This window comes from Oceanisphaera sp. W20_SRM_FM3, from assembly GCF_052119705.1.
Lineage (GTDB): Bacteria > Pseudomonadota > Gammaproteobacteria > Enterobacterales > Aeromonadaceae > Oceanimonas.
Map to the genome: position 1 here is coordinate 14,726 of NZ_JBGQOP010000014.1, position 21,887 is coordinate 36,612.

A 21,887-nucleotide genomic window follows, 5' to 3' on the forward strand; every position below is an offset into this window, starting at 1 on the left:
AGTTCAGGGTGCTATCAGCCTGTAGCTTAACAGCGCAGGCCACAACATTCAGCCCTCAACCGCATTAAGCTCTCAGATAGTATGCAGGTAATGTTTGAGCCGCTCACTGGGGATAGAGCTACTGGACGATAAGGTATAAGCCGCCCATTGGCTGGCTTGTGCCAGTGCGCTGGCCATGGGCAACCTTGCGAGCAAGGCATTGATCAGACCGCCAGCAAAAGCATCGCCGGCACCGGTCGCATCCACCACTGACACCACGGGCGCCGGCACTTGAATATGCTGAGTCGCAGAAAACGCCTCGGCGCCCTGCTCCCCATTAGTGACCACCAACCATTGCAAGCTATCACCGGCCAACTGCTGGGCATGCTGCCAAAGAGGGTCTCGATGGGCAGATAGTTCGACTCCCAAGCCGACGGCTAAGTCTGCGTAAGAGGCGATCATTATCTGACAGGGCCTTGGCCAGCGGCCCCCTTTAGGATATTGACTCACCACTAAGGTTTGCCCCAGCGCCGCCGCCATATACGTCGCCGCATCCGCGCCATCGTAATTTACATACAAACAATCCACGCTTGAGCTGGGTAGCTCGTTGGGCAGTGCAGGTAAGCTGTGTTGACGCAAAATGGTGCGCTCGCCAGCCCCATCCACCAACACTAATAGCTCGCCGGTTTCACCCACAAACTGCTCCACTTCGCTAATGTCGAGACCGAGCCGAGTGGCAGATTGCAGCAGCCAAGCACCCGTTTCGTCATTGCCCACCCGCGACAAAATACGCACGTTGTGGCCCGCCCACAGTAAACCTATGCCGGTATTAGCACCACCGCCGCCTAGGCGTCTGCCTTGATCTCGATACTGCAAGCGGCTGCCGGCAGTCAGCGGTTCATCTAATGCCAATACATGATCGCAGTTTAAGTTGGCCAGTAACCGTATGTTTGCCATTAAGTACCTTGTGCCCTGTAGGTGTAATATCCGGCTCCGATGCCACGCCTATTTATTAAGGTGAAACTGCATATTAACCAACCGCAGCGGCAGGTGCCAGAGCCGCAAAACCCTTTCTCTTAGGCCTTGGCTTAGACCGTAAATATTTACATCTATTACCATGATCTTTATCAATAAACATACATATTTAACTGTATATCTTACCTATGAGCACTGCTAATCTGGGTTTCGGTTGACTCTAATTGTCAGCCGCACAATATAACAATAAGCACGGGACGCTTAACCTGATGAATGGAATATCAACATAACCTTGTTTATGCCGATGTCATTTCTGATCACAGACAACCTTCTGTCCACAGCTTCAATACCACATCACTAATGGCAATATATTGCCTAGTCGGGAAGGATGGACATGCAATTACTAAATAACCTCAGTCTGCGCTATAAATTACTGGCCATGGTCGCCAGCTTATTTATCGGTATTGTGCTGGTACAAGGCTCGGCCTTGATAGGGCTGCGCCATGAGCTCATGGAAGCACGCAAAGAAAGTGTGCGCGAACAGGTAGAAACCGCCGTTTCCTTGGTCGAGCATTATTATGTACAAAGCCCACGACTAGGCGTAGAAGAAAGCCAGCGCCTCGCCAAAGTGGCGCTGGGTACGCTGCGCTATGGTAATGGTGGCTACATGTGGATCAACGACATGGAGCATCGACTGATCTTGCACCCCATAAAACCCGAGTCTGAGGGCAAAGACATGACTCAGGTGACCGATGCCGATGGTCAATATCACTGGCAAGCCATGGTGCAAACCGTAAAACAACAGGAGGCGGGCTTTGTCGAATACAGCTATATGGCTCCTCAAGCTAGCTCCTCACAACAAAAAGCCTCTTATGTACAAGGCTTTGCTCCTTGGGGCTGGGTAATTGGCAGTGGCATTTATTTAAGCGATGTAAATACCCTGTTCTGGCAACAAGCCACCAAATCACTGCTGTTAACCGGATTGGTGATGATACTGGCCCTGATCATAGTGGTGCTAATTAGCCGTTCACTCACTTTTTCGGTGGCGCGGGTGCAAGAAGTGGTAGAACAATTTGGTAAAGGCGATCTCAGTGCGCGCACCAAGGCCACCCGCACCGACGAAATAGGCCAACTTTCTCGTGGCGTCGACAGCATGGGCGAGCAGCTGTGTCAGTTACTGTTAAAGGTGCGCCATGCCTCCAGCACCTTGGATGGCGAAGCAGAAGGGCTGAGCGTAAAAAGCCAGCAGACCCGCGCCAGCATGCAAGCTCAGTTCTCTGAGGTTGATCAGGTGGCCACCGCCATGAATGAAATGAATGCCACCGTGCAAGAAGTGGCACGCTATGCCAATGATGCCTCACAAGCCGCCGATCACGCCAACAACGAAGCACGTATGGGCAACGAGGATGTGGCGCGCAGCATAGAGTGTATGCTGCAATTGGCAGAGTCGGTGTCTAAAGCGGATCAGGCTATGCGTGAGCTAGAAACGCAAACGCAGCAAATTGGCTCTGTGGTCGAGGTGATTAGCAATATTTCCGAGCAAACCAACTTACTGGCTCTAAATGCGGCCATTGAAGCGGCACGAGCCGGTGACTCCGGTCGCGGTTTTGCCGTGGTCGCCGACGAAGTACGATCTTTGGCGCAACGCACGCAGGAGTCGACCGGTGAAATTCAGCGCATGATCCAGCAACTACAAAACCATGCCAGCACAGTAGTAGAACATATGCATATCAGCCAAAAGCAGGCAGGAAGCAGCGTCGAGGTGGTGCGCGCCGCGGGGCAGGATTTAGAAAGAATTTTGGAAGAGGTACAGCGCATTAATGATATGAATGCCCAAATAGCGACCGCCTCGGAAGAGCAGTCCGCCGTGGCCGAAGAGATTAACCGTAACCTCACACAAATCAATAAAGGCTCACAAGAAGCCGTCCAAGTTAGCGATCTCATTTCACAAACCAGCCATCGAGTGCTGGGGGCGTCTCGAGATCTCAGCGTACAAATAACCCACTTTAAGCTACAAGCCGCCGACGTACAGCACACGCCGGAACCCATCAAGGGCAAAACCCAAATCGCCTAATATCAAAAAGCCGCCCGAAAAGGCGGCTTTACTATAACGACGGCTTACGCCACCTCAACGCATTTTAACCTTGTAGCACTTGATCCAGCGCTTGCTCAAAGGTAGCAACAGTAGCGGCCACATCTTGCAGCTTTTCTAGCCCAAACAGGCCAACGCGAAAGGTCTGAAAATCCGCAGGCTCGTCGCACTGTAATGGCACGCCGGCGGCAATTTGCAGGCCTTGAGCCATAAACTTAGCGCCACTTTTAATGGCCGCATCTTGGGTGTAACAAACAATCACGCTGGGGGCGGCAAAACCGTCGGCGGCCAGGCTCTTAATACCACGCTTGGCCAGAGCGGCGCGCACTCGCTCGCCCAATTGCTGTTGGCGTAATTTCATTTCCTCAAAGCCTAAACCCGCAGTCTCGGTAATCGTATCGCGAAACTGCACCAAGGCATCGGTGGGCAAAGTGGTGTAATAAGCATGACCGCCTTGCTCGTAGGCTTCCATCACTTTTAACCACTGCTTTAAGTCACAAGCAAAGCTGGTGCTTTGGGTTTGCTCGGCGCGTTGACGGGCGCGAGCACTCAACATCACCAAACCGCAGCAAGGTGCGCTGCTCCAGCCTTTTTGTGGCGCGCTAAGCAACACATCTATGCCACAGGCTTTCATATCCACCCAAGTGGCACCGGAGGCGATGCAATCCAGCACAAATAAGCCGCCCACTTCATGAGTGGCTTGGCTAACCGCTTTGAGGTAATCATCCGGTAGTATCATGCCGGCGGCAGTTTCTACGTGTGCGGCAATCACCACACCGGGTTTATTGGCCAAAATGCTGGCGACCACCTCTTCAATGGGTGCCGGTGCAAAGGCCGCCTGAGAGCCGGCTTCGATGGCGCGCGCCTTGAGCACGGTTTCGGAGGCGGGAATATTGCCGGCGGCAAAAATTTGGCTCCAACGATAGCTAAACCAACCATTGCGAATAATCAGGCAATCTTGGTCTGTGGCAAATTGGCGAGCAACCGCCTCCATGCCAAAGGTACCACTGCCAGGGATCACCGCCACTGCGTCAGCTTGATACACCTCTTTTAAGGCGCCAGAGATATCACGCATCACCTGTTGAAAGCGTTGTGACATATGGTTAAGCGCACGATCGGTATAAACCACTGAAAATTCCCGCAGACCTTCAGGGTCCACATGGGGCAACAATCCGGACATAAGCACCTCTAATTTCTAAAAACTAATGTAACAAGCTCGCGGCATTAAGGATAATAATCAGCCCGTAGCTTGGTTCCGATATCCAGACTTACAGCCGACAACGGTGAACATTTAGCCCATGCCGACCTATGAATAAAGGTAAGCAACAAGAGAAATGGCGAAGTCAGCTAAACCGAAGGGCGATTGATGAGTCTGCGCTGACCTACATCTTAGGCGATAAGCTAAGAATAGGTTAAGCGTGAGTCCGTTAATAATGCCTAATCTGCGGGTAAATAACAAAGATCTAATACACAAATCTTCTCTACTAACCTCTGCCAGCAGACCCTTGGTAGGTGTTACTATAAATACCCTATTTTAAACTGGCACGTTAACTCGCATACGTAAGGCAAAACTCGATGAAAGAAACATTTAGCTTAGAAGGTAATCCCTTTATTCCGCTGCACAACTTACTCAAGGTGCTGGGCTGGTGTGAGTCTGGCGCCATGGCCAAGGATGTGATTGATGTGGGCTTAGTAACGGTAGATGGCCAAGTAGAACTGCGTAAACGCTGCAAAATACTCGCAGGCCAAGTGGTGCGTTTTCAAAAGCAAGAAGTCGCAGTAACGGCTTAACGCGCAGGGTAAGCGGTGAGGAATAAGCCGTGAAAAAAATCTCACGTGCAGCCTCAAAACTGCGCCTCACGCTTCAAATATCACCCTCAAGCCCTGCGCTCGCCTAAGGTTCGCGCAGCGGTTTAGTGCCAACACCTCCCAAAAATTACGTCGGTTTTTATAGCGTGCAGGCTGGGTTTAGTGACTATTATGCTAATGACTTAGCTTTGCTCTTGAAAAGTAAGCCGTTGCTGTTCACTATTCTTACATCATCGGATCCGATAATGCCTAATAACAGACCGCCATGGTCATCGGTTTCGAATAATAACAATATTAAAGGATCCATTATGAGAATTGCTATCTTAAGTGCCAGCGCCCTGTTATTGACCGCCTGCAGTAGCGGCCCCGCTGAGGTCGTTAACTCAGAGCTGCAGCATCATCACTGGACCTTAAGCGCCATTGATGGTGTGGCCATCTCCTCTGACATTAAGTCGGATTTAGAAGTTGCTGAACACTTGACCATTAACGGTTTAGCGGGTTGTAACCGCTTCTTTGGCAGTGCCAGTATTGAAAAAAATCGCCTGATTGCCGAGCCATTAGCCACCACTATGATGGCCTGTTCACCGGCAGAGCAAGTCGTCGAGCAGGCGGTATTAGAGACCTTGGGTAAAGGGGCGACCATCAATAATCAAGGTACAGAGCTGACGCTGACTGGCGACAAACATACTCTGACGTACACCTTAGCCGACTGGATGTAAGCCGACGAAGATATTGGCTATTAGAGTGATACTGGACTGAGAGTGAGACTGAGTGATGACTGCATCCGCTATCTTGATTTGCCCCGCCTGTCAGGCTAAAAACCGAGTACCCGAAGCGCGCTTAGTTGAGGAGCCACAATGTGGCAAGTGTCAGACGCTGCTATTACCCGCCGAGCCACTGACGTTAAACGCCAGCTTGCTCAATCGTTTGTTGACGCACGAAACGCTGCCTTTAGTCGTGGACTTTTGGGCGCCTTGGTGTGGCCCCTGCCAACAAATGGCTCCCACCTTTGCCGCAGCCGTGGACAAGGTTCAAGGTCGGCTACGTTTGGCTAAGTTAGATACCGAAGCGCATTCGGCAGTCGCCGCCCAGTGGGCGATTCGTTCTATTCCCACCTTGATTGCGTTTCATCAAGGTAAAGAAATTGCTCGTCAGTCCGGTGCGCTTTCCGCCGGCCAATTGCAACAATGGCTGCAAAGCTTGGCGAGATAATGCCTCCACTGCAGGTTTATTTGCTAAGCAAAATGGCCGTAAGGCCCCAACAACTTAACATCATATAATGCGAACAGTAGGCAAGCTCAGGGCTTCCTTTCTCTAATGGCGCTAGCCGTGTCTTGGGCACGCACAGCCGATAACTTTCGGTCATGAAACGGGCCGGCAACTTGATATAGCGAGATTTTATAACTGTGGAATACATAATGAACCAAGCCGAACAAACGCGCTTAGCACGTATTTTAGAGCAGACTCGTAGCATAGCGCTGGTGGGTGCCTCTAATCGCCCAGAACGGGCCAGTTATCAAGTGATGGACTACCTATTGCAACAGGGTTTTATTGTGCATCCGGTTAATCCGCAATTAGCGGGTGCGGTTATATTGGGACAAACCTGTGTGGCCGAGCTGGATGAGCTAGCACAGCCGGTGCAATTGATTAATGTATTTCGTCGCGGCGAGTTTGCCGCTCAGCTTGCCGAACAAGCCATAGAGCAAGATGCCCAATGTTTGTGGTTACAAGAAGGCGTGGTTTGTGAAGCGGCGGCAGAGCTAGCCCGTGAAGCCGATATGGATTATGTAGAAGATATCTGCATCAAGAAAGTACATCAGCAATTGGCAAAGCATTCTTAAATATCCGTGACGACGGCATAAAAAAGGGCTCATAATGAGCCCTTTTTATTGGCTAATACATCGCCAACTATTATCTAACTGCCATCTGCTTAATGGCTGTGATGATCGCCTTGATCAGCATTGCCATGGCCAGCATGATCATGTGATGTTGCATCTACCGCCTGCTCCGCATCTACCGCCACTTCAACTTCGACTTTACCGGCTTGTTTAAAATGCAAGGTCACTGGAAACTTAGTATCGACGGCGGGCACTTCTTTAAGACCCATCAACATTAAATGTAAGCCACCGGGTGCCAGTTTCTGCTCTCCGTGTGCCGGAATGACTAAGTCCTCAACTTGGCGCATCTTCATCACATCACCCTCTTTAAGGTGGGTATGTATTTCTACCTTATCGGCAATCGGGCTCTCGGCACTGAGCAGCACGTCATCGGTATCGCCTTTATTGGTCACGGTAAAATAAGCCACGCCGACCTTAGCAACAGGCGGTAAAGGTCGCGCCCAAGGATGAGCAATGTCGAGCTCACCCGCATGATATTCGTGCGCCATCACCACGCTTGAGCCGAGCACACTTGAACCCAGTACCAATGCCGAAGCCAATAACATTTTTAAATTTTTCATTAGTCATCCTCTATTAATGGTGGCCAAGCCTGAGTGTTCAGCCCTAGCGTCCACAATTAAAAATCTGCAAGCCCGTCATTTTATACAAGGCAGATTTGCAACATACAAGCGCTAAACAAGACGTCGTCTTTCACGTTCGCGGGCTGAATCACAGAGTTTGATGGCTAAGCGAACGCTAAACCGACATTAGACTCGCCGCTTAAGTTAAACTGGCCACTTACTCATGAGTCATACCAGCCTTGAGCAAGGCAAAGAAATCACTTACCGGCATGGGCCTGTGGTATTTAAAACCTTGTAGATAATGACAGCCTTGCTGTTGCAACCATTGTTCTTGATCAATATTTTCGACGCCCTCCGCGACCACGGCCAAGCCTAAACCACGAGCCATACCCAAAATCGACAAAGTAAGGGCACAATCATCAATATCATGGGGTAGGTCTTGAATAAAGGAACGATCAATTTTTAACTTGGTGAAAGGCAAATTTTTCAGCCGCAACAAAGATGAATAACCGGTGCCAAAATCATCAATCGACAACTTAATGCCCATGCGCACCAGTTGCGCTAAAGTATCAGACAAAGTGCTGGAGTCACCTTTAATGGCGTCTTCGATCATTTCCAGCTCTAGCTGGCCGCCCTGAATTTGATAATGCTCAAGCAAATTAAACACCTTATCCGCCAATAAAGGATCCATCACGGTATCGGCAGATAAATTCACGGCCACGGTTGGCATACACAAGCCCTGAGTCCGTGCCTGTTTAATGTCTTGGCACACGCGTTCTAGCACCCAAAGGTCTAGTTCCGTCATTAAACCGGCTTCGTAGGCTAAGGGTAAAAACTCGGCGGGTGATAAGAAACCGGCGCGGGGATGAGACCAACGCACTAAGGCTTCACAGCTTACTAGCGTCTGAAGATCCGCAGACATAATCGGCTGATAAAACACACTCAAGCCATTATTGGCGAGGGCATCGATTAATTGGCTCTCTAATAAAAACCGGGCCTTAGCAGAGACAGAAACAGCTTGATTATAAAATTGCGCCTGGCGGCGTCCGCAAGCCTTGGCGTGATACATGGCCGACTCACTGCAGCGCAATAAACTATTAATATCATCCGTATCTCTAGGGTAAAGCGCCACCCCTACGCTGGTCGTCACGACCAACTTTTGCTGACCGATATAAATCGGTTGGTGAAGCGTATCCATAATAGACGCCACCGTTGCGGCAAGCTCAGAGTCATCGTCGGGCCAAGCATACAGCATGGCAAACTCATCCCCGCCCACTCGCGCCACCATGTCTTTGCCCGGCAGTAACAGACCCCGTAATCGGGCTGCCACTTCACTGACCACAGCATCGCCCACTTGATCCCCTAGGCCATTATTAATGGTATTCAGTCGGTCAATATCAAACCACAACAAGGCAAAGTGATTAGGGACATCTTTTTGGATCAGCTGCTGCAGGCGATGCTCCAAGGAATGGCGGTTTTGTAGGCCGGTAAAATCGTCGTGGTGAGTGATGTAGTCCAGCTCTTTGCGGCTGTTGAGCCAAGCTTGATGGGTGTTGGTCAAACTGACGGTATCGGCGAAAGCGGTGGCACAAGCAATATCCGGTAAACTCCAGTGCCGTTGCGCTGCACTTTCTAAACATAAAACGCCATAGAGACGGTTACCATCATAAATAGGCACATCCAGCATAGCCGCCACGTCCGAGCCGTGCCCCACATAAGTGCCTCTCAGTGACTGAGTGCGCGGGTCTTGAGTCGCATCGTGAGTGACTAATATTTCCGCCTCTTCTAATACTTTGAAGTACAAAGCATGTTCCGCCCGCGTCAGTGTATAAGGAAGATAATGATGACCAGACTGCGGCTGGTAATAAAACTCCCGATTGAGGCTAGCGCCACAGGAACTCATACTCCAAATAGACACACTGTCGGTCTTGAGTAAATCACCACACAACGTCAGCAAGGCTTCCAGTTTTGTACGCTGGCTAAGCGCGCTGAAGCCGGCACTGTGCAGCAATTGCATCAAGGCCTTGTGATAGCTAAAAAATGTCTTCACATGTTCCACAGATAATCCATTAACTGCTGAGTGTCCAAGGCATAATGTCAAACTCATTTGAAGCTGTCCAACCTAATAAACACCGTTTAGAGAATGCCGAATCTCCGCTGTTGATTTACTCTTCGCGGGCGATCACGACCTGACTAAAACCTAACTTAACAAAGTATTCTTCCCGAAAATCTTTCATGGTTTTACGGTCGTTGCGGCAGACATTGGCCAGCTGATTTTCCATGCGATGAAATTCCGCTAAATCTACGCCCTCTGCTAAGGCGATAGCGTCATACACGCTGTGGTGTTTGTCGTTCGCATACCCGATTTCTTTTTGTAGGTTGCGATAGAGGTAAGTAATACGATAAGCCATGGGAAAACCTTTGAGCAAAACACTATTGTCCCTGCATCCGCGAAGCGACTCAAGCATTGCTTAAGCGAGCGGCGCCATTGTACTCACCACCTAAGGCTCAGCATTAGCTTGAGCGAGCTCACAACTGAGCCAAGGGATTTGTATCTGGCCAAGATATGGCATACTAAAATACGTTAACCTACTGTCATTATTAATTTTTGTGGAGTAAGCCGCCTGTGATCAGCGTTGAGCGTAAAGATGGTTTTTCTCTCAAAATATCCCGTATTCTGCGCGAGGCTACCGAGCACAAATTTGATATTTATTTTTTTGTGCCCGGCGAGCTGGGCCTCAACACTAAAGTGGTACCAGAAGAGGAGTTTTACCACAATGCCATTCATGTGCAGCGCACCTACTTTAGTGATCGCCCCTATTTACCCTTAGTCCACAGCCGGCTGGCGCGCCGCGGCGAGCTGTCGTCGGAGCAATATCGCTTAAGCCTCAGTTTGTATGCCTATCAATATGCCATCGGTCTTGAGCAGTCTTGCCATGAGTTACGCAACGAAAAAGACGGCACTAATCAGACCAACATCGAAGAGCTGATAGCCCTAACCCAAGATATATTACGCCGCTTGCGTCGTAATAAGCCTGAAGATCCAACATTACGTAAGTATTACGCCAATATCGACAACTACTTATCTTGGTTTACCGAGCAAAGATTATTGTCATTGGTGGCACACTTGCCACGCAGCGGTGATTATAAAACAGTCAAAGGCCTATTGCTGGAAGTCTGTGATAGCGAGTATGCACACCGCAATCAACAACAATACAACTCTAATTACACCACAGAAGCGCTGTCGCGTATTTCAAATAAGATGCGCCTGTTACGTCGCTTAATTGAATATCCTGTGACCTTAAAAGAAAAAACCCGCGAGCTGGGCGGCGGCGAAGAAAAAGCCCTTAAAGCCGGCGTCACCGCCGTGGTGATGACTGCCATGTCATTAGCGGTATTTGAGGTACGAGAAACCTTAGGCAGTATTTCGTTGTTGGTGATTTTAACGCTGGCACTGTTGTATGCGCTGCGCGAAGTCTTTAAAGATGACTTGCGTAATACCTTGTGGCGCTGGCTGCGCAAAGGTCGCCCTAAATGGCGACGCCAATATTTCGATGTGCACAGCAATCAAGTGGTCGGTCGCCAATTAGAATGGTTTGACTATCGCAAACCCGCGAGGCTCAGCGAGGAGATCCTCAACGCGCGCCGAGCCAACATTAGCCAAAAAGAAGAAATCATCATGCATTACGGCAGTCACTCGCGCATGCTGCCGATCCGTTTCTTAAGCGGCTATGAGCAAACCCGTGAAACCTTGCAGCTGGACTTAACTTTACTCTCTAAGCTGATGGAAAAGGGTTCCCATCACGTATACCAATTAAAAGAAGGTCAGGTATCGCGCCATGCGGTAGAAAAACGCTACCTCATCAACTTAGTCACCCGCGAAATTCAAGGCCAAAAACCGCCGGTGATCCAGCGCTGGAAGCTGGTGATGAGTCGTTCAAAAATCGTAGAAATAGAAGAAATAATACGCCCCGGTACCACTAAAGCCGCGACCGAAACTCAACCGTCATCAGCCAGTACCGAAGAAAACAGAGCAAGCGCCGAGGGTTAGCAAATGGTGATTAGCAACAGTTACCTCTGCTAAGTAGATCGGTACAACAGATGTGGAAATGAAAAAAATATTTTTTGCCACGGAAGAACACGGAACTCACGGACGCAGTCCACGTGCGACAAGCGCCCAAAAGCCTTTGATGGATAAGAGCTACTTTCAGATCTGATCACTATTTTTCAGTGGATTCCGTGGCAAAAAGTCTTTCGTTTTTAAAGAGCAAACTAACCAGAAAACTCCACAGAAGTGATGAGTTATTACTCAATCATTATAATGTAAATTTTTCCTTCCTTTATTCGCCATTTTTCTTCATTAACAACTGCTAGATATTAGATTTCAAAATTCACAGAGTTTTTTATCCCGTCATTTTCATCAAGCTCTAGTATTAACGTTTTTATCACCGTATTAAGTAAGCACTGTGCTCTGCCCAACAAATAGCACATTAAGTATTTGCGCTCCTATCACTAAGTCCCCATGATAACCGTATCATCATTGCCTGTGAGCGAGAATGGACTCTGTCTCTGTATTAACCGTCACTCGGCGTCTTCTGGCTTTTTTTCGGCTCACCAGCTATCCCGTGTGGGCAGGCCTATTACTATTACTGCTACTAGTCCAGCAGTTGAAAACGACGGCAACTCACGTGCCGCTCACCGTGACCGAGCAGGCTTATATTAGCGCGCACCCTGTATTGTCGGTGTGTGTAGATCCGGACTGGTTACCTTTTGAAGGCATAGATAACAACCAACAGCACGTCGGCATTATTGCTGACTTACTGCCACTGGTGGCGAGCAAAGCTGGATTACAGATACAGTTGCACCCCACCAAGAGTTGGGAAGAAAGCCTGCTCGCTTCAAAAAGTGGCCAATGCTTGGCCCTCAGTGCACTTAATCAAACTCCAGAGCGCGAACAATGGCTGATCTTCACCGAGCCGCTGCTAGAAGATCCCAATGTGTTGATCACGCGTGACGATCATCCTTTTATCTCCGATATCGCCAGTCTTAACAATAAAACCATTGCCTTGCCAAGCGGCACCGCCATGGCCGAATTGTTCGCTCGGGACTTTCCTAATCTCACCATTGTTTATACGGATTCCGAGACACAAGCGATGCAAATGGTGTCCGATGGCAAAGTGGATCTGACGCTGCGATCCCTCATTATTGCGGCACACACCATTAAAAATGCCGGCTGGTACAATCTAAAAGTGTCGGGCCAAGTGCCCGGCTACAGTAATCAGTTGCGTATTGGCATTTCTCAATCGGAACAAACGCTGCGCACTATTCTTAACCACGGCATAGCGGCTCTTAGCGAGCAAGAGCGGCAACAAATCATGGATCGCTACTTGAGTCTGCAAGTCGTGTCAGAGGTGGTGACCGACTACACCTTAGCTTACGGGCTAGGCATATTACTGCTGGCCGTGATCGGCACTAGCCTGTTTTGGATGCGCCGCCTTAGTGCCCTAAACCAGCAGCTTAGCGTGATGGCGCAAACCGATGCGCTCACCCAACTAACTAATAGACACGGTTTAAATTTAACCCTAGAAAAGGATCTAGAGCGTGCACAACGCTACCAGCACCCACTCTCGGTAATGATGATAGATATTGACCATTTTAAGCGAGTGAACGATCAATATGGCCATCTCACGGGCGATAAAGTACTGGTGGCATGCAGCCAGCTTTTAAAAGATAACCTGCGTAAATCCGATATTATTTGTCGTTGGGGTGGAGAAGAGTTTTTGGTGCTCTGTTTCGAAACCTCTCAAGAACAAGCTGCCCACTTAGCCGAGTTGTTACTGGAAAAAGTACGCCAGCATCATTTTCCTGAGGTAGATAGCGTGACCATGAGTGCCGGTGTCACTCAGGCCATGGCCACAGATAATCCAGAAACCTTGACCCAACGGGCAGATACACTGCTCTACCAAGCGAAAAATAATGGCAGAAACCAAGTGTGTGTGGACAGTGGCATAGCTGACCTGCAACCGCACACTCCCGCAACAAGCGCGTAATGAGCATCATAGGCGCACAATTAATGCCCTAAACCACAGAATTTACTCAAGCCTCTTAAGTGTTAGGGGCTATCTGTCATACAATGGCGTCCGTGTATTCACTGCAGCGCTATCCCTTTGCCACGACTCAGCTTTAAGTCGCGTGCCACTAGCCGCTGCCTCCTCCATGTTTAAGCAGGGAAAGAGCGAAATAATGACCACTAAAAAATCGACCATAGTTTATACCTTGACCGACGAAGCGCCGGCCTTGGCCACCTACTCTTTGCTGCCAATAGTGCGCACCTTTGCCAACAGCGCCGGCATTGACGTGACCTTAAGCGATATCTCTTTGGCGAGCCGTATTTTGGCCGCCTTCCCCGAGTACCTAACCGAAGCCCAGCGTGTCACAGATGGCTTAAATGCCTTAGGTGAGCTGACCCAAGACCCACACGCCAATATCATTAAGCTGCCTAACATCAGCGCTTCTGTGCCCCAGCTGCGCGCCTGTATAGCCGAGCTGCAAGGCCAAGGCTTTGCCATTCCTAACCTGCCAGAAGAAGCCAAAACCGAGGCAGAAAAATCCGCTCTTGAGCGCTACTCGCGCATCATCGGCAGTGCCGTCAACCCAGTATTGCGCCAAGGTAACTCAGACCGTCGCGCACCGGCAGCCGTTAAAGCGTTCGTGCGTAAATATCCACACTCCATGGGCAAGTGGAGCAAGGCTTCTCGCTCTCATGCAGATTATATGAAAGGCGGCGATTTCTTCTCTAGCGAACAGTCTGTGACCTTGGATAAGGCACAAACAGTACGCATCGAGTTCGTCGATAAAGCCGGTAAGGTGACCGTTAAAAAATCCTTACCGATGCAGCAAGATGAAGTGCTAGATGGCATGTTTATGAGCGCCAAGGCATTGTCGCGCTTTTTTGAGCGCACGCTCAAAGACTGTAAAGACACAGGTGTAATGTGGTCGCTGCACGTAAAAGCCACCATGATGAAGGTGTCGCACCCCATCGTATTTGGCCATGCGGTAAAAGTGTTTTATCGTGACGTGTTTGAAAAGTACGGCGAGCTGTTTGACGAGCTGGGCGTGAACCCCAATAACGGCATGAGCAGCGTGCTGGAAAAAATTAAGGCGTTGCCCCAGTCGACCCAAGAAGAAATTGAGCGCGCCATTCACGACTGCTACGAGCATAGGCCTAAAATGGCCATGGTTGATTCAGTGAAAGGCATTACCAACCTGCACGTGCCAAGTGATGTGATAGTGGACGCGTCAATGCCGGCCATGATCCGCAGCTCAGGCAAGATGTGGGCTCGCGATGGCAAGCTCAAAGACACCAAGGCGGTGATGCCAGAAAGTACCTATGCCCGCATCTATCAAGAAGTAATCAACTTCTGTAAGACCAACGGTGCCTTCGACCCTGTGACTATGGGCTCGGTACCGAACGTTGGCTTAATGGCGATGAAGGCCGAAGAATATGGCTCTCACGACAAGACTTTTGAGCTGACCGAAGACGGCACCATGCGCATTGTCGCCGAAGACGGTACCCTGCTGATGCAACATGACGTGGAAAAAGGTGACATTTGGCGCGCCTGCCAAACCAAAGACGCAGCAGTACGCGACTGGGTAAAACTGGCAGTGACGCGCGCTCGCCAGTCTAATACCCCAGCCGTGTTCTGGTTAGATGCAGATCGCGCTCATGACAATGAGCTGCGTAAAAAAGTAGAACTTTACTTGCAAGATCATGACTTGAACGGGCTAGATATTCAGATCATGTCTTACAACGAAGCGATCCGTTTCTCAATGGAACGCATCATTCGCGGCCTAGACACCATTTCCGTGACCGGTAACGTGCTGCGCGACTACCTCACCGACTTGTTCCCTATTCTAGAGCTGGGCACCTCCGCCAAGATGCTGTCTATCGTGCCTATGTTGGCCGGTGGCGGCATGTACGAAACCGGTGCTGGCGGTTCAGCACCTAAGCACGTGCAGCAGCTGTTAGAAGAAAATCACCTGCGTTGGGATTCATTAGGAGAGTTCTTAGCGCTGGCCGTGTCATTAGAAGAGCTGGGCATTAAAGAAGGCAATGCCAAGGCCAAAGTCTTGGCTAAGTACTTGGACAAGGCCACAGAGCTGCTGCTGGATAACGGCAAGTCACCCTCACGCAAAGCCGGTGAATTGGACAACCGTGGTAGCCATTTCTACTTGAGCTTGTACTGGGCCGAGCTGTTGGCCGCGCAAACCGAAGACGCCGAGCTGGCCGCACACTTTGCACCATTGGCAAAAGCCTTGAGTGATAATGAGCAGCAGATAGTAAACGAGCTCAATCAAGTACAAGGTTCAGCTGCGCCATTGAGTGGTTATTACCATATGGACGCCGCCGCGTTAAACAAGGTAATGCGCCCCAGTAACACCTTTAATCAAACACTGGCTAGCTTAAAAAAATAAGCGCCTAGTTCGGTTAGTCACATTCGGTTAATAACGCGCTGTTAATAACAATCAAAACCCAGCCTCGGCTGGGTTTTTTTTAAGCTAGATGAGAGGTGAAACGGCGGGCGCATAAGCACGTTTGATCACCATCATTATTTGCTCCTTCAGGAGCTAGCCTAATGAGCTTTTGCTACAGCCAAACAGCTCGCCCAAAATGGGCGCTATGTTTAAGGTTGGCCAGCATTTCAGCCCGGCAACCTGTTAAACTCTCACCCGTTCAGACACTTGAGCCTACGCTTAAGGTCAGTAAAAATATTTTTCCCGTGCGGCGCTTAAGTGAATAATCGCCAAACACCCAACACTTAATCGGAATTTATTACCTAGTTAACACAGGAATATCGTTTATGTCTCGCTCACTCGTTTACACCTTAATTTTGACGCCTCTGCTCGCCGCTCCGGCGCTGGCAGCATCGCCTTGGAATGGCAGTATCGGCGTTGGCGCAACACTCGCACCAGATTATTTAGGCAGTGATGATTATAAGAGCCGCCTCACCCCGGACTTTAATATTAAATACGGCGATCTGGCTTATTTAAACTGGCGCGACGGTTTAGGCATTAATGCGGTCCGCACCCAAAACTGGACATTATCGCCCTTTATTGGTTATCACATCGGCCGAAAAAATACCGGTGATTTAAGCAGCTTTGATAGAGTCGATGACGGCTTAACCGCCGGCGCTAAGCTCACCTACCGCCCTAATCAATGGGCCTATAGCCTAAAAGCAGAAACACCTTTTACCGGTGATGTAGACGGTTACAAGCTGACCTTACGGGCTGATTGGCGCGACCAAATTGCACCCAAGTGGTCTGTGGGCGTAAGCCCAAGCTTGGTATACAGCAGCTCAGAATGGACTCAGGACATGTTTAGTGTATCGGCCCGAGATGCAGCTCGCAGTGGTATCGAGCAGTATGATGCGAGCTCTGGTTATTGGCGTTTGGGGTTAGCCGGCAGCGTCACTTATCAATTTGCCACCGACTGGTCACTGACCGGTATCGCCGGTATTACCCAGTTAACGGGCGACGCCAAAGACAGCTCAATCGTGCGCCAAGTGGGTTCGGCCAGCCAAACCTTAACCGGTGTGGTACTCAGCTATCAGTTTTAAGCTCGGCGACCAGTGTTAAGCTCGAACAAATAAGGCAAGGCGTCGCTTAAATAAAGAATCGGCCGCACCCATAAGGTTGCGGCCGATTTTTTTGTTTACGGTTCACCGTCTTCTGTACTCAGTCTTTCAAGCCTAAGCGCTTAGCCAACTTATGCAGATTACTCGAGTCCACTTCCAGCATGCGGGCGGCTTGCGCCCAGTTGCCCTTGCTGTGCGCTAAGGCCAGCTCGACGGCTTGCCGTTGTGCTTGCGCGGTGGCCAGTTGCAGACTAATAGCCGGGCCGCTTTTATCAATGACAGATTCGCTATGGCTAACCGTATTGACATCGTAAGCAGACAGGTTTGCCTCTCCTCCCCCATTACCCTCCAAGGCGCAGACGTTAATTGAGCCCAGCGCCAAGTCTAATAACTCGGGTTCCAAGGTAATAATATCTTCGCGCACCGCGCCTTGACTGATGGCCTTGATCGCCGCCCGGCTGATCACATGCTCCAATTCCCGCACATTACCCGGCCAACTGTACTGGCATAAGGCCTGCTCCGATGCCTGCGACAAGCGCAAACTGCGCACCCCTAAGCGAGTACGATTCAGCTCTAAAAAATGCCCCGCTAATACCAACACATCGCGGCCACGCGCGCGCAGCGGCGGTATCGGCACCGGATACACAGAAAGGCGATGATACAAGTCCGCCCTAAAATGCCCTTCGCGTACGCTATCGGGTAAGTGGCGGTTAGTGGCGGCAATCACCCGCACATCCACCTTGCGCGGCGTATCTTCACCGAGGCGCTGAATTTCACCATTTTGCAGGGTGCGCAATAACTTAGCCTGAATACTCAGCGGCAGCTCGCCCACTTCATCCAAAAACAAGGTGCCGCCATCCGCCGCTTCAAAGCGCCCCGCTCGCGCGTGATGCGCCCCCGAGAAGGCTCCTTTTACATGACCAAATAATTCACTCTCGGCCAACGACTCCGGCAAGGCGGCGCAATTCACCTGCACTAACGGCTGGTGGCGACGACGAGATAACTGATGCAGTCGATGAGCAAACAAGTCTTTACCCACGCCAGTTTCTCCGGTGAGCAGCACGGGTAATTCGGAATCCGCCACCACTGCTAGCTCGCGCAGCAAGCCTTTAAGGCCGCTACTTTGACCCAAAATAAGGCTTTGCCGTTGATCGCTTTCTTGCTCGGGTGCATCTTGGCGTACCAATCTTAAACTGCGAACTTCTTGCTCGAGGCGCGTCATGCGAATCGCCGCCGCTACCGCCAGCGCCAAGCGCTGTAAGTAGTCTTTAGCGTCGCCATCAAAGGTGCCGGCCCGCGGTGCATCTAAGGTAAGCGCCCCCCACAAGACGCCCTCTACATACAGGCTGATGCCCATGCAGTCGTGCACATGCAAGGCTTGCCCAGCCTTGTGCTCTAACAGACCGTCATAAGGATCCGCAAGTGTGGAATCTGGCGCAAAGGAAACCGTGCCACGCTTGGCCAAAATAGCCGCCAATCTGGGATGTTTGGCCACCACAAAACGCCGACCTATGGCCTCTTGTACTAAGCCGTCGAGAGCCACAGGGCTGAGTGCATCTTCTTCTAAGCGCAGTAAACACACGGCACCCGCACCAAAAAACTCACGCAAGGTGCGCACTAAACTTTGTAGTCGCACCGCGCTGGGTAAGTCTGCGGTTAAGTCCGCCAGTAAGATCTCATATAGCACAGGGTATTTTTTACCTTAACAGGGTTTAAAAGACCTTAATGGAACAGGGTTATATTTACCATCACTTTATTAAAACAAACAATATCAACAACTTAAAATATGGCACAAGACTTGCTATCTAAGTAGGCAGGTACACGATATTTTACCAAGAGGAAAGGAAGATGCAGCCAGCAGCGCAAAATACATGGCACGCAGACGGAACAGATTGGGACGCTGCAGGCCCGCTCATCGACCATATCTTGGTGCGATATCATGCTGTGCACCGAGCGCAGCTCACCGAATTAAGCCGGTTAGCTCGGCTCATTGAACGCGTACACGCCGACCACCCCTTGTGCCCTCATGGCTTGACCGAGCATCTTGATGTGCTGTACCAAGAATTAGAGAGCCATATGCAAAAGGAAGAGCAAATTTTATTTCCGTTACTGAAGCGCGGCTTAGGCGCATCTGCCGGTGGCGCATCTTTAGGGGGCCCAATGGCCGTGATGCGCCGCGAGCACGACGGTCACAGCGTTGGGGTGTCGCAATTGCAATCACTGACTCATGACCTGACGCCGCCCAACGGCGCTTGTGGCAGCTGGCAGGCACTTTATCAGGGGTTAGAGACCTTTATCGACGACCTTAATCAACACATTTACCTTGAGAATAACATCTTGTTTGAGCACGACTTTCTTAATAATAATCCATCATCACCGGAGGTGAATCATGGCTAACTATCGCCGTCTCTGGACGATATTAATCATCGTTCTAACTGTTAGCTTTGCCGTACTTGGCTATTTTGGCCGAGAAGTCTATCGTACCGCGCCGCCTATTCCTGCCCAAGTGGTCAGTGAAAGTGGCACCCTGATCACCACCAAAGATGGCATTTTAGATGGTCAAACCGCCTGGCAATCTGTGGGTGGCATGCAGTTGGGCTCTATTTACGGTCATGGTGCCTATCAAGCGCCAGACTGGACTGCCGACTGGCTACACCGTGAATTGGTTGCTTGGTTAGACATCGCCAGTGTCGAGGAATACGGCCAGCACTTTGCGGACTTAAACGACGACCAACAAGCTGTGTTGAACAGCCGTCTGAAAAAAGAGTACCGCACCAATACCTACAACATCGACACAGACGTATTAGTGGTCTCAGATCGCCGCGCCCAAGCCATGGCCGAAACAGCTGCCTATTACCACAGCTTGTTTGGTGATGATCCTGAATATCAGAGCTCGCGTGTTAGCTTTGCCATGAAAGAAAATACCTTGCCGAGTGCCGAACGTCGCACCGATATGACCCATTTCTTCTTCTGGACCGCGTGGACTGCGGGCACCGAGCGCACGCTAGGTGCCGCCACTTACACCAATAACTGGCCACCTGAGCCTTTGATTGACAATAAACCCACCGCCGAAAATATCGTGTGGTCGTTAATCAGTATCGTGTTACTAGTGGCCGGTGTAGGCGGTTTTATTTGGGCCTGGTCTTTCTTACGTAACGAAGATGAGAAATCGCCTGCGGCACCGATGCAAGATCCCTTAACCACCTTTAAGCTGACGCCGTCGCAAAAATCCTTGGGCAAATACCTGTTCTTGGTCGTGGCGCTGTTTACCTTTCAGATCATGATGGGTGGCGCTACTGCGCACTACACGGTAGAAGGTCAGCATTTTTACGGCATAGAGCTGTCTAAGTGGTTCCCTTATAGCCTGTTACGTACTTGGCACTTACAAAGCGCCTTGTTCTGGATTGCCACCGGCTTCTTGGCGGCAGGCCTGTTTTTGGCGCCCCTTATTAATGGCGGCAAAGACCCTAAGTTCCAGAAACTGGGTGTAGATATCTTGTTCTGGGCACTGATTGCGGTCGTGGTCGGCAGCTTTGCCGGTAACTACTTGGCCATAGCGCAAATCATGCCGCCTAATCTGAACTTCTGGCTGGGTCACCAAGGCTACGAATACGTAGACTTAGGTCGCGCTTGGCAGATTGGTAAGTTTATCGGCTTAGTATTGTGGTTAGTCTTGATGTTGCGCGGCATGGTGCCCGCACTGCGCCAACCCGGCGAAAAGCACATGCTGATCTTGTTAACCGCCTCGGTTATCGCTATCGGTCTGTTTTACGGTGCCGGTTTCTTCTACGGCGAGCGTACCCATATTTCTGTCATGGAATACTGGCGCTGGTGGATAGTGCACCTCTGGGTAGAAGGCTTCTTTGAAGTGTTCGCCGCCGTCGCCTTGGCCTTTATCTTCTACAACATGGGCTTGATCTCTAAGCGGATGGCGACCGTTGCCAGTCTTGCGTCTGCCTCTTTGTTCTTGATTGGTGGCGTGCCCGGTACTTTCCACCATATGTACTTCTCCGGTACCACCACACCAGTGATGGCGGTGGGTGCCACCTTTAGTGCTTTAGAAGTCGTGCCCTTGGTGGTGATGGGTTACGAAGCTTGGGAAAACTGGAGCTTAAGAAAGAGCGCGCCTTGGATGGAAAAAGTGAAGTGGCCGTTAATGTTCTTCGTGGCCGTGGCCTTCTGGAACATGTTAGGTGCCGGCGTAATGGGCTTTATGATAAACCCACCCATAGCGCTTTATTATATCCAAGGTTTAAACACCACGGCTGCCCACGCGCATGCCGCCCTGTTTGGGGTATATGGCTTCTTGGCATTGGGCTTCACGCTCTTGGTGCTGCGCTATATTCGCCCCAACATGGTGTTTAACGAGACGCTGATGAAAACTGGCTTCTGGTGGTTAAACGCAGGCTTAATACTGATGCTGTTCACCAGCTTGTTGCCGGTCGGTTTCATCCAGTTTGTGGCCAGCGCCAGCGAAGGCTTGTGGTATGCCCGTAGCGAAAGCTTTATGCAGCAAGGCTTGCTGCAAACCCTGCGTTGGGTACGTACCTTCGGCGATATCGTCTTTATCGTCGGTGCCTTGGCCGTGACTTGGCAGGTGGTAATTGGCCTTTGGCCACGCGGTAAGCAAGTTGCGCAAAGTGTTAGCGAATTCGCTGCTAAATAAAACTCGATATTAAATTAATAACAGTTAGTTAATAAAAGACCGCTGCGGCGGTCTTTTTTATTGGCTGTTTGTTGCTTAAGTAATGCCTCGAAACTAATGTGGATTTTGTCGCAGCTTGCTTTAAAGACTCAACACCTCTTCGCCACGGAAGAACACGGAACTCACGGACGCAGTTCACTTGCGACAAGAGCACAAAAGCCTTTGATGGATAAGAGCTACTTTCAGATCTGATCACTATTTTTCCGTGGATTCCGTGGCAAAAAAGTCTTTCGT

18 protein-coding genes are annotated in these 21,887 nt (G+C 50.3%); 11 read left to right on the forward strand and 7 right to left on the reverse strand.

Going from position 1 to position 21,887, the window contains the following annotated elements:
* Positions 1-72 precede the first annotated feature (72 nt).
* Positions 73-936, reverse strand: a complete 864-nt coding sequence (locus ACEN2G_RS09085; RefSeq protein ID WP_442021169.1) for a PfkB family carbohydrate kinase — start codon at positions 934-936, stop codon at positions 73-75.
* A 412-nt stretch (positions 937-1,348) separates the two neighbouring features.
* Here ACEN2G_RS09085 and ACEN2G_RS09090 point away from each other — a divergent pair, with 412 nt between their 5' ends.
* On the forward strand, positions 1,349-3,028 hold the full coding sequence (locus ACEN2G_RS09090) for a methyl-accepting chemotaxis protein (protein WP_442021170.1): 1,680 nt from the start codon (positions 1,349-1,351) through the stop codon (positions 3,026-3,028).
* Positions 3,029-3,092: 64 nt separating this feature from the next.
* Here ACEN2G_RS09090 and ACEN2G_RS09095 read toward each other — a convergent pair whose 3' ends face one another.
* The gene (locus tag ACEN2G_RS09095) at positions 3,093-4,226 is read right to left on the reverse strand and encodes an aminotransferase class V-fold PLP-dependent enzyme (RefSeq protein ID WP_442021171.1); all 1,134 of its coding nucleotides are present in this window, start codon (positions 4,224-4,226) and stop codon (positions 3,093-3,095) included.
* A 395-nt stretch (positions 4,227-4,621) separates the two neighbouring features.
* Between ACEN2G_RS09095 and ACEN2G_RS09100 the strand changes: the two genes are divergently transcribed.
* Positions 4,622-4,837, forward strand: a complete 216-nt coding sequence (locus ACEN2G_RS09100) for an RNA-binding S4 domain-containing protein (protein ID WP_442021172.1) — start codon at positions 4,622-4,624, stop codon at positions 4,835-4,837.
* Between the two features lie 187 nt (positions 4,838-5,024).
* Here ACEN2G_RS09100 and ACEN2G_RS09105 read toward each other — a convergent pair whose 3' ends face one another.
* Positions 5,025-5,162, reverse strand: a complete 138-nt coding sequence (locus tag ACEN2G_RS09105; protein ID WP_442021173.1) for a hypothetical protein — start codon at positions 5,160-5,162, stop codon at positions 5,025-5,027.
* 1 nt (position 5,163) lies between these two features.
* Between ACEN2G_RS09105 and ACEN2G_RS09110 the strand changes: the two genes are divergently transcribed.
* From ACEN2G_RS09110 to ACEN2G_RS09120, 3 genes are all read left to right on the forward strand, one after another.
* Positions 5,164-5,574: an META domain-containing protein gene (locus ACEN2G_RS09110; RefSeq protein WP_442021174.1), complete on the forward strand. Its 411-nt coding sequence runs from the start codon at positions 5,164-5,166 to the stop codon at positions 5,572-5,574.
* A gap of 55 nt (positions 5,575-5,629) precedes the next feature.
* A complete protein-coding gene (gene trxC / locus ACEN2G_RS09115) occupies positions 5,630-6,067 on the forward strand; it encodes a thioredoxin TrxC (RefSeq protein WP_442021175.1) in 438 nt (145 codons plus the stop codon).
* 206 nt (positions 6,068-6,273) lie between these two features.
* Entirely contained in the window at positions 6,274-6,696 is a 423-nt protein-coding gene (locus ACEN2G_RS09120) for a CoA-binding protein (RefSeq protein WP_442021176.1), read from the forward strand.
* An 89-nt stretch (positions 6,697-6,785) separates the two neighbouring features.
* Here the strand turns inward: ACEN2G_RS09120 and ACEN2G_RS09125 are convergent, their stop codons facing one another.
* The 3 genes from ACEN2G_RS09125 to ACEN2G_RS09135 form a co-directional block, all read right to left on the reverse strand.
* Positions 6,786-7,313: a copper chaperone PCu(A)C gene (locus ACEN2G_RS09125; RefSeq protein WP_442021177.1), complete on the reverse strand. Its 528-nt coding sequence runs from the start codon at positions 7,311-7,313 to the stop codon at positions 6,786-6,788.
* A gap of 217 nt (positions 7,314-7,530) precedes the next feature.
* Entirely contained in the window at positions 7,531-9,363 is a 1,833-nt protein-coding gene (locus ACEN2G_RS09130) for a putative bifunctional diguanylate cyclase/phosphodiesterase (protein WP_442021178.1), read from the reverse strand.
* A gap of 115 nt (positions 9,364-9,478) precedes the next feature.
* Positions 9,479-9,724, reverse strand: a complete 246-nt coding sequence (locus tag ACEN2G_RS09135) for a DUF2960 family protein (protein ID WP_442021179.1) — start codon at positions 9,722-9,724, stop codon at positions 9,479-9,481.
* Between the two features lie 215 nt (positions 9,725-9,939).
* Between ACEN2G_RS09135 and ACEN2G_RS09140 the strand changes: the two genes are divergently transcribed.
* The 4 genes from ACEN2G_RS09140 to ACEN2G_RS09155 all read left to right on the forward strand — a co-directional run bounded on the left by ACEN2G_RS09140 (position 9,940) and on the right by ACEN2G_RS09155 (position 16,930).
* A complete protein-coding gene (locus tag ACEN2G_RS09140) occupies positions 9,940-11,364 on the forward strand; it encodes a hypothetical protein (RefSeq protein ID WP_442021180.1) in 1,425 nt (474 codons plus the stop codon).
* Positions 11,365-11,869: 505 nt separating this feature from the next.
* On the forward strand, positions 11,870-13,363 hold the full coding sequence (locus ACEN2G_RS09145; RefSeq protein ID WP_442021181.1) for a diguanylate cyclase: 1,494 nt from the start codon (positions 11,870-11,872) through the stop codon (positions 13,361-13,363).
* 193 nt (positions 13,364-13,556) lie between these two features.
* Positions 13,557-15,788 carry an NADP-dependent isocitrate dehydrogenase gene (locus ACEN2G_RS09150; protein ID WP_442021182.1) on the forward strand — a complete coding sequence of 744 codons (2,232 nt, stop codon included), beginning with the start codon at positions 13,557-13,559 and terminating at the stop codon, positions 15,786-15,788.
* A gap of 386 nt (positions 15,789-16,174) precedes the next feature.
* Positions 16,175-16,930, forward strand: coding sequence for a MipA/OmpV family protein (locus ACEN2G_RS09155; RefSeq protein ID WP_442021183.1), 756 nt, complete (start codon positions 16,175-16,177; stop codon positions 16,928-16,930).
* Between the two features lie 118 nt (positions 16,931-17,048).
* Here the strand turns inward: ACEN2G_RS09155 and norR are convergent, their stop codons facing one another.
* A complete protein-coding gene (gene norR / locus ACEN2G_RS09160; RefSeq protein WP_442021184.1) occupies positions 17,049-18,635 on the reverse strand; it encodes a nitric oxide reductase transcriptional regulator NorR in 1,587 nt (528 codons plus the stop codon).
* A 161-nt stretch (positions 18,636-18,796) separates the two neighbouring features.
* On the opposite strand from norR, the gene ACEN2G_RS09165 reads away from it, so the two are divergent.
* Both ACEN2G_RS09165 and ACEN2G_RS09170 read left to right on the forward strand, forming a co-directional pair.
* On the forward strand, positions 18,797-19,345 hold the full coding sequence (locus ACEN2G_RS09165) for a hemerythrin domain-containing protein (protein WP_442021185.1): 549 nt from the start codon (positions 18,797-18,799) through the stop codon (positions 19,343-19,345).
* Entirely contained in the window at positions 19,338-21,614 is a 2,277-nt protein-coding gene (locus tag ACEN2G_RS09170) for a nitric-oxide reductase large subunit (protein ID WP_442021186.1), read from the forward strand. Before ACEN2G_RS09165 ends, ACEN2G_RS09170 begins: the two co-directional genes overlap by 8 nt.
* Positions 21,615-21,887 lie beyond the last annotated feature (273 nt).